Genomic DNA, 8,392 nt, shown 5'->3' with positions numbered 1-8,392 from the left:
GGCTTGGCGCGGACGGTAGGGCGCGCCGCCGGCACGAGGTCGGCGGTGGTCGGCACGGCCTGTCCGGCGCGGGCCGGCTTGATGACAGGGCGCGGGGTGATCGAGCCGGTGGTGACGACGTCGGTGGCCGCCGACGGGGCCGGCGTGCCGGGCGTGTCCAACCCGTAGATGTCGTCGCGAAAATGCGCGCGGCCGTCCGGCGTGGCGTAGCCGGTGAGGTAGACGAAGGTGACCGGCACCGGCTTCACCAGCTTGATGTCGCGCTTCTCGCCGGTGGCGATGCCGCTCTCGATCTCGATCGGACCCCAGGTCGAGCCGGCGCCGTTCGGTCCCTCGGTGCCCTGCAGCAGCCAGGCCGCGAATTCCTTGACCTGCCCGACGCGGACGCAGCCGTGGGAATGGAAGCGGACGTTGCCGGCAAACAGCGACTTCGAGGGCGTGTCGTGCATGTAGACGGCAAACTTGTTCGGCATGTCGATTCGGACTTGGCCGAGCGAGTTGTCGAAGCCGGAATCCTGCCGCAGCATGTAGTTGACCGCCTTCTCGCCGCTCCAGTCGAAGGTCGTGGAATCGACCTCGACGCCGCCGGGGCCGAGCATGCGGATGTGGTTCTTGGCGAGATAGCCCGGGTTCTTGCGCATCGTCGGGATGATCTCGTTCTTGATCACCGAGACGGGCAGGGTCCAGGTCGGGTTGAGGTTGACGTCGGTGACGCGGGTCTCGACCGAGGGCGTCGCCTTGTCGGGCTTGCCGACGACGGCGACGTAGCGGCGGGCGACGCCGCCGTTCTCCACCGCCTCGACGGTCGCCGAGGGGATGTTCACGACGACGTAGCGCTCGCCGAAGGGAAACTTCGAGCCGATCAGCCGCTCGGCCGAGGCCGCGAGCTGGCGCTGGCGCACGCTGGCCGGGACGTTCAGCGCGGCGACGGTGAGACGCTGGACGAGGCCCGATTCCGGCAGGCCGTGGCGGGCCTGGAAGGCTTTCACCGCCGTCACCAGCGTCTCGTCGTAGAGGTCGGAATGCGTGGCGTTCGCCGCGAGGTCGCCGGTCATGACGAGGTGGCCGCGCAAGGCCGCTATGGCCGGGTTGCGGTCGCCCGGCTTCAGGCTGGTGCCGGCCGGGACCGGGCTCCAGCCGCCGGCCTCGGCGAGCACCTTGTAGTGTTCGGCCATGCGCATGGTGGCGAGAAAGGTTGCTGGCGCCAGCGTCGGCGTCGGGTCCTCCGAGACTTTGGCGAAGACGGTCGCCGGCAGTTCTCGCGATTTTTTGGGCGTTTGGGGCTGCGCGGTCTGGACGGCCGGCGGTGAGGCGGCGGGTGCCGGCTCCTGCGACGTGGGCTGGACCGAGAGTGGCAGCGGCGCGGCCGCTGGCCGCGCGTCCTGCGCGGGCTCGGCGATGGCGACGCCCATCAGCAGGAGCACCGTGATCGGCGCGAGCGCCGTGGCACGGCTGGGGGTGTGGTGACGCAACAACATCGCCGGCCTCGATTGGGTCGTGGGAGGACGATGCGCGTGGATGGTTACCATTCTCCTCATCCGCCGCCCGGCCGGGTGCGGATCGGCACGCCGCCGGTCGATGGCTCCGTGCGTAGCGATCCGGGGTGCGTCCCGGCATCGGTGGGTCTACAAGGCCCGCGTCGCTCCGGTGCCGCGTGCGGGACCGAACGTCCGGCGGGTCAGGGTTTTACGCCCTCGGGTGTCCTTCCCGGCCCGCTGCCGCCGGGGCCTCGCTGCCCGCCATGCGCCGCTCGCGCGCAGCAGGCTCCCGAGAGGCACGGGCGTTGCGAAGGCCATGGCCCGGAGGATAGGGTCGCGCGCCGCGGCCCGGCCCGACCGGATCGCCGCGACGCCGCAAGTCCACGGGAGCTTAGCCTTTGGCCACCATCATCCCCGTCGCCTCCTTCGACTACGTGGTGTTCGGCGCAACCGGCGACCTGACCCGGCGCAAGCTGCTGCCCGCCCTGTACTATCGGTTCCGCGACGGCCAGATCCCCGGCTCGAGCCGCATCATCGGAGCCTCGCGCACGGAGCTGTCGACCGAGGCCTTTCGCGATCGGGCACGGGAGGCCCTGCGCGAGTTCGTGCCCTCGCATCATCTCGACGAGGCCTCGCTCACGAGCTTCGTCGACCACGTGCAGTACGTCGCGGTCGACGCCCTCGGCGACGACGGCTGGGACGAACTGAAGGCGCTGCTCGACGAGCGGCCCGACCAGATCCGGCCGTTCTACCTCGCTACCTCGCCCGACCTCTACGGTGCGATCTGCCGGAACATCGAGCGCTGCGGCCTCGTCGGCGAGAAGACCCGCGTGGTGCTGGAGAAGCCGATCGGCAAGGACCTGAAATCCGCCCAGGCCATCAACGACAGCGTCGGGGCGGTCTTCCCCGAGAGCCAGATCTTCCGGATCGACCATTATCTCGGCAAGGAGACGGTGCAGAACCTGCTGGCTCTGCGCTTCGCCAACACCATCTTCGAGCGGCTCTGGAACGCCGACGTCATCGACCACGTCCAGATCACGGTGGGCGAGACGGTCGGCGTCGAGGGCCGCGGCGGCTATTACGACACCTCCGGCGCGCTGCGCGACATGGTGCAGAACCACATCCTGCAGCTGCTCTGCCTGACCGCCATGGAGAGCCCGCTCTCGCTCGACGCCAACTCGGTGCGCGACGAGAAGCTGAAGGTGCTGCGCGCCCTCAAGCCCATCACCCCGGCGGACGTGCAGGCGGTCACGGTGCGCGGCCAGTACGCGGCGGGCGCGGTCGCGGGCAAGAGCGTCCCGAGCTACCAGACCGACCTCGGCGGCGATTCCACCAGCCGCACCGAGACCTTCGTCGCCCTGAAGCTCGAGGTGCGCTCCGCCCGCTGGGCCGGGGTGCCGTTCTACCTGCGTACCGGCAAGCGCCTGCCGAGCAAGCATTCCGAGATCGTGGTGCAGTTCCGCGCTTCGCCGTTCTCGATCTTCCCCGACGAGGCCTTCGGGCGCGAGCCGAACCGGCTCGTGATCCGGCTGCAGCCGGAGGAGGGCATGAAGCTCGAGGTGATGACCAAGGATCCCGGCCCCGGCGGCATGCGCCTGAGGCCGACCAACCTCGACATCTCCTTCGAGGAGACCTTCAAGCAGCGCTATCCCGATTCCTACGAGCGCCTGCTGATGGACGTGGTGCGCGGCAACGCCACCCTGTTCATGCGCCGCGACGAGGTCGAGGCCGCCTGGGAATGGGCCGACAGGCTGCTCCAGGCCTGGGCCGACCGTCCCGAGCCGCCGCGCCCCTACGCCGCGGGAAGCTGGGGGCCGACCGCTGCGATCGCCCTGATCGAGCGCGACGGGCGCACCTGGCACGAAGAGATCCGCTGACCCGGCGGCAATCGTTCGTCCTGCATGTTTCGCCCCGCAGGCCGTCGCGGACCGGCGCCGTTTCGACGGACAGCCGCGCTGCACGTATACAACCGTACATAGCATCTCAAAATCGACCGGAACGCGCCCACAGGAGGCACGTTGACCGCCGCGAGCCCATGGATCGAGACGGGCCGTGCACTCATCGCAGATCGAACGGCGGAATGGTTTCGGACACCCCACCGACAGACACGACACCGGAGGCGGCCCCGCGGGCCGTCTGCGACGATTTTCGCCGGTTCGCGGATTACGTGCCCCTGATGATGTGGCGCTCGGACCCGCGTGGCCGGGCGTTGCATCACAACGAGTGCTGGCTTCAGTTCACCGGGCGGCCGCGTGAGGAAGAGCTCGGCGACGGCTGGCGCAGCGGCCTTCACCCGGACGATTTCGAGCGTCACGCCCAGATCGCCGCCGAGGCCTTCGAGGCGCGTGAGCCCTTCAGCATCGAATTCCGCCTGCGCCGGAACGACGGCTCCTATCGCTGGCTGCTCGACACCGCCCGGCCGCTCGTCGAGGACGGCACCTTCACCGGCTATCTCGGCTCCTGCTTCGACATCACGGACCGCAAGAACGCCGAGGATCATGCCGAGGCGGCGCTGGTCGAGAAGGAGACGCTGCTCGCCGAGATCTATCACCGGGTCCGCAACAACCTGCAGGTGATGGTCAGCCTGATCGGCCTCTACGGCCGGGCCGCGCCCGAGCCGTGCCGGGGTAGCTTCGATGCGCTGGGACAGCGCGTGCGCGCCATCGCCCTGGTGCAGCAGCACCTGCACGAGGCCCCGCACATCGCTTCGATCGACCTGCGCGACTACCTGCACCGCCTCGCCTCCGGTCTCGGCCAGCTGCGCCGGGCGGGCCGCATCGGCGTCACCGTCGGCGGATCGGGCACCAGTCTGGTCGAGCCGCGCACCGCCAACGCACTGGGCATGATCGTCGCGGAGGTGGTGGCCGAATGCCTCGACGCCACCGCGGAATCGGTGAGCTGCGGCATCGGTATCGATATCGTCGCGGGCGTCGGCGAACCGGTGCGGTTGTCGATCGTCTCGGGATCGGGGGAGGCGGCCGCCGCGGGCAAGCCGGGCGTGCCGAAGCTCGGACCCCGGTTGATCGCGGCCTATGCGGCCCAGGCCGAGATCGCGGTGAGCGGCGACGCCACCCGCGCGCATCCCCTCGACCTGCAACTGCCCGAGGCGCGGGTGCACGGTCCCGGCTGATCCGGCGCAGGCCGGATGGATCGCCTCGCGACGCCGCCCGGCCTATATCGGTCCCAGGACACAACACCCGACGAGTTCGACCGCTTCCATGCTGCCTCCCATCGACGACATCATCGACAACTTCGAGCTGATCGAGGATTGGGAGCAGCGCTACGGCTACATCATCGAGCTCGGCCGCGAGATGGAGGCTCTGCCCGAAGCCCGGCAGACAGAGGACAACCGCGTGCATGGCTGCGAGAGCCAGGTCTGGCTCGACGTCGGACTCGACCCGGCCGCCCCGGAGCCGCGCCTGTCGCTGCGCGGCGACAGCGATTCCAGCATCGTGCGCGGCTTCGTCGCCCTGATGGTCTCGCTCTACGATGGCAAGACGCCTCAGGACGCCGCGACCACCGACGGCCTCGATATCTTCCGCCGGCTCGATTTCGGTTCGCACGTGACGTCGAAGCGCTCCAACGGCGTGCGGGCCATGGTGGCGCGCATCCAGCACGACGCGAAGCGCTTCGCGGCGGCTTGAAATATCGGTGTTGCCGGTTGACCTGGGCCTCGCGAGCAGCCTTCGATCGTGCTCCTTGAGCAGGCTTCGGGCCTCTCGCGAAATCCAGCGATGGGCCACCAATGAGCGTCGTCGATCTCGCCCGCTTCATGGAGGACCTCGCCACGCAGTCGGGCGCGGCGATCCTGCCGTTCTTCCGCGCGCATTTCGGCATGGACGACAAGGCCAGCGGCTCCGGCCGCGGCTTCGATCCGGTGACGGAGGCCGACCGCGCGGCCGAAGCCACCATGCGCCGGATGATCCGGGCGACCTTTCCGACGCACGGCATCCTCGGCGAGGAATTCGGCGCGGAGCAGACCGACGCCGAATGCGTCTGGGTGCTCGACCCGATCGACGGCACCCGCGCCTTCATTTCCGGTCTGCCGACCTGGGGCACGCTGATCGGCCTGACCCGGAACGGCACCGCCGTGCGCGGGCTGATGCACCAGCCCTATCTCGGCGAGCGCTTCCTGGGCGACGGCGGCGGCGCCACCATCCGCACCGCGAAGGGGGAGCGGACTCTCCGCACCCGCCGCACCGACAAACTCGCCGACGCGATCCTGGCGACCACCGATCCGCGCCTGTTCGCCGAGGGCGAGGAGCGCGAGCGCTTCGGCCGGATCGAGTCGGCCGTGAAGATGTCGCGCTACGGCACCGATTGCTACGCCTATTGCATGCTCGCCGCCGGCCAGATCGACCTTGTGGTGGAAGCCGGCCTGCAGCCCTACGACATCGTCGCCCTGATCCCGATCGTCGCGGGCGCCGGCGGGGTGATCACCTCCTGGGACGGCGGCCCGGCGACGGGCGGCGGCCGCGTCGTCGCTGCGGGCGACCGCCGCCTGCACGAGCAGGCGCTGGCGATCCTCAATCCGTAATCCGATCCCGCCATCGTGGCGCTGCGTTTGCGATGAAGCTGGAGGATTGTGGTGGCTACCGGAAGCGTCGCGGTCCAAGGCGCGAGCTATCAGACCGTTTCCGGTCGATGCCACGGCCCTTTCCCGGACTCCTGGAACGCAGTGGAAGGTGATCCGGGACCCAGCGCAAATATAAGGGCCGCGCCAGCGGCTCGATTCGAACGGCGCAGACGTTTCGACGCTTCGCGACGTCCTCATGCTGGACCCCGGATCGGGTTCCGCTGACGCTCCACCCGTCCAGGGAAGGGGGCGGGGTACGCCGAAGGAGTTCAACCAGAAACGGTATCACCTCCCGGAGCGATCACACTCCCATGTCGAGCTTGTTCCGGCTCACCGCGACGTGGATCAGCTCCGCCAGCGTCTGCACGCCGAGCTTCTGGCGCATGCTGGAGCAGGCGCCGATGACCGTGCGGTAGCTCACCGAGAGGTTGTCCGCGATGACGCGGTAGGACTTGCCCTTGCTCAGCAGCGAGAGGATCTGCAGCTCCCGGGCGTTGAGCGTGCCGAGCGGCGGGCCATGCCCGCGCATGTTGAGCATGGCGACTTTGGTGGCAAGCCGGTGTTCGAGGAAGCCGCGCCCGGCCCGCACCGTGGTGAAGGCCTCGACGATCGTCGCCGTCGGCGCATCCTTGAGGACGTAGCCGAGCGCCCCGCTTTCGAGGGCGCGCGACACCACCACCGGATCGTCGTGCATGCTGAAGGCGAGGACGCGCACGTCCGGCTGCAGCGCGCGCATCCGCCGGATCAGCGACAGGCCCGAGAGATCCCGGTCCTGAAAGCTGAGGTCGGCGACCACCATGCCGGGGCGGAGCTTGTGGAAGATCCGGTATCCCGAGACGATGTCGCCGGCCTCGTGGATCCGCTCGATCCCGAGGCTCTCCGACAGATCCTCCACCACGTGGCGGAACCCGCTCAACACGACCGGGTGATCGTCGACGAGGAGGACGCTCGTCGGCGTCGCCGCCTCGCCGCGGGGATCGCCCCTGGACCGGGTGCTGCGCTCGACGGCCATCACGGCTTGGCCTTCTCCTCGCGCTGCGCGCCATAGCGTTCCGCGAGCTTGACGAGCGTCGCGTCGCGGTCGTCGCCCTGCTGGCGGGTGTTGTAATAGTGCTGGCACATCTCTCCATAGAGTTGCCGGCCCCGGGCACCCTGCGCGACGCGGGTCAGGCCCTCGATCAGCGCCTCGTAGCCCTCCTTCTTGCCGGCCTCGCCGAGCATCTGGCCGAGCTGCACCGTGCGGTTGGCGATCATGCGCGGGTCCTCGATGAAGAAGGACTGCGCTCGGCCGAGGCTGCGCCGCATCTGCGCGCTCGCCGCGTCGTCGTTCGGCACCGGCTTCCCGGCCTCGCGGCTCGCGAGCCAGCGGCCGGTCTCCATCGGATCCGTCGGCGAGAGCCAGGCCGGGATGTCGGCATCCGACTGCGTCGCGACGATGGCCTGATCCTCGCTCTTGGTCTCGGCCTCGTCCCCGCCACCGCAGCCGCCGAGGGCGAGGAGGACGACGACCGGAAGAAGCGCCGGGGCCCTCATCGGACGGCCTCCCCGCCCTGCGACAGGCCGAGATTGCGCGGCCCCTCGCCGACCTTGATCCGGCCGGTTTCGCTGAGGGTCGACAGATCGATCACCGAGACGTCCTCCGAGAACCAGTTGGCGACATAGGCGCGCGTGCCGCTGACCACGATGCCCTCCGGATAGCGCCCGACCTTGACGGTGCCGGTGACCGCGAGGCTCGCCGCGTCGACGACCGAGACCGTGCCGGCATGCTGGTTGGTGACGAGCACCCGTAGGCCGTCGACGCTCGTCGCGACGCCGTAGGGCATCTTGCCGACGGGCACGGTGGCGATGCGCTTCAGCGCCGCCGTATCGATCACGCTGAGATCGTTGCTGCGTACGTTCGCGACGTACAGCCTGTCCTGCGCGGGGCTCAAGCCCAGGGCGAACGGCGCTTCGCCGACGGGAATCGTGGCGATCCGCTCCATGCGGGCGGTGTCGATCACGCTGACCTGATGGCTCTCGCGGTCGGCGACCCAGAGCCGGCCGGCCCGGTCGAGCACGAGGTTCGCCGGATCCTTGCCCACGGCGACGCCGCCCTCCACGGCTCCGGTCTCGGTTGAGAGGCGCACGACCCGGGCCGCCTTCCAATCCCCGAGATAGAGGTAGCGGCCCTGCGGCTCGACCGCGATGCCGAAGGCCTGCCCCGCATAGGGCAGGCGCTTCAGCACCCGGCTGGTGCCGCCCTCGACGATCGTGATCGCGCCATGGTCGGGATGCGAGAGGTAGAGCCGGCCCTGCGCATCCGCCGCCTCGGTCTTCGTCGCCAGCCAGGAGGCCGGGC

Annotated in this window: 8 protein-coding genes; 4 read left to right on the top strand and 4 right to left on the bottom strand. The window is 69.6% G+C overall.

Annotated features, from left to right (window positions below; translation table 11 throughout):
• On the bottom strand, nt 1-1,478 hold a 1,478-nt coding region (locus FV217_RS21240), incomplete at its 3' end, for a L,D-transpeptidase family protein (RefSeq protein WP_246683093.1).
• A gap of 398 nt (nt 1,479-1,876) precedes the next feature.
• On the opposite strand from FV217_RS21240, the gene zwf reads away from it, so the two are divergent.
• The 4 genes from zwf (at nt 1,877) to hisN (ending at nt 6,015) form a co-directional block, all read left to right on the top strand.
• On the top strand, nt 1,877-3,355 hold the full coding sequence (gene zwf, locus FV217_RS21235) for a glucose-6-phosphate dehydrogenase (protein ID WP_147820452.1): 1,479 nt from the start codon (nt 1,877-1,879) through the stop codon (nt 3,353-3,355).
• Nucleotides 3,356-3,558: 203 nt separating this feature from the next.
• Entirely contained in the window at nt 3,559-4,608 is a 1,050-nt protein-coding gene (locus FV217_RS21230; RefSeq protein WP_147820450.1) for a PAS domain S-box protein, read from the top strand.
• 88 nt (nt 4,609-4,696) lie between these two features.
• Nucleotides 4,697-5,122 carry a SufE family protein gene (locus FV217_RS21225; RefSeq protein ID WP_147820448.1) on the top strand — a complete coding sequence of 142 codons (426 nt, stop codon included), beginning with the start codon at nt 4,697-4,699 and terminating at the stop codon, nt 5,120-5,122.
• A 101-nt stretch (nt 5,123-5,223) separates the two neighbouring features.
• Nucleotides 5,224-6,015: a histidinol-phosphatase gene (gene hisN, locus FV217_RS21220; protein ID WP_147820446.1), complete on the top strand. Its 792-nt coding sequence runs from the start codon at nt 5,224-5,226 to the stop codon at nt 6,013-6,015.
• A 340-nt stretch (nt 6,016-6,355) separates the two neighbouring features.
• Here hisN and FV217_RS21215 read toward each other — a convergent pair whose 3' ends face one another.
• The 3 genes from FV217_RS21215 to FV217_RS21205 form a co-directional block, all read right to left on the bottom strand.
• Entirely contained in the window at nt 6,356-7,066 is a 711-nt protein-coding gene (locus FV217_RS21215) for a response regulator transcription factor (RefSeq protein WP_147820456.1), read from the bottom strand.
• Nucleotides 7,066-7,587, bottom strand: a complete 522-nt coding sequence (locus FV217_RS21210) for a hypothetical protein (protein WP_147820444.1) — start codon at nt 7,585-7,587, stop codon at nt 7,066-7,068. The genes FV217_RS21215 and FV217_RS21210 overlap by 1 nt, the downstream gene beginning before the upstream one ends.
• Nucleotides 7,584-8,392: YncE family protein (locus tag FV217_RS21205; RefSeq protein WP_147820442.1), on the bottom strand; the 809-nt coding region annotated here is incomplete at its 5' end. The genes FV217_RS21210 and FV217_RS21205, both read right to left, overlap by 4 nt.

Source organism: Methylobacterium sp. WL9 (genome assembly GCF_008040035.1).
GTDB classification, from domain to species: domain Bacteria; phylum Pseudomonadota; class Alphaproteobacteria; order Rhizobiales; family Beijerinckiaceae; genus Methylobacterium; species Methylobacterium thuringiense.
Note: the sequence above shows the minus strand (reverse complement) of the source record. Positions and strands in the feature narration are given on the sequence as shown.

Bases quoted from the DNA above. Each gene is read 5' to 3' on its own strand.
- FV217_RS21230 (WP_147820450.1), top strand. From the start codon at position 3,559: ATGGTTTCGGACACCCCACCGACAGACACGACACCGGAGGCGGCCCCG.
- FV217_RS21225 (WP_147820448.1), top strand. From the start codon at position 4,697: ATGCTGCCTCCCATCGACGACATCATCGACAACTTCGAGCTGATCGAG.
- hisN (WP_147820446.1), top strand. From the start codon at position 5,224: ATGAGCGTCGTCGATCTCGCCCGCTTCATGGAGGACCTCGCCACGCAG.
- FV217_RS21215 (WP_147820456.1), bottom strand. From the start codon at position 7,066: ATGGCCGTCGAGCGCAGCACCCGGTCCAGGGGCGATCCCCGCGGCGAG.
- FV217_RS21210 (WP_147820444.1), bottom strand. From the start codon at position 7,587: ATGAGGGCCCCGGCGCTTCTTCCGGTCGTCGTCCTCCTCGCCCTCGGC.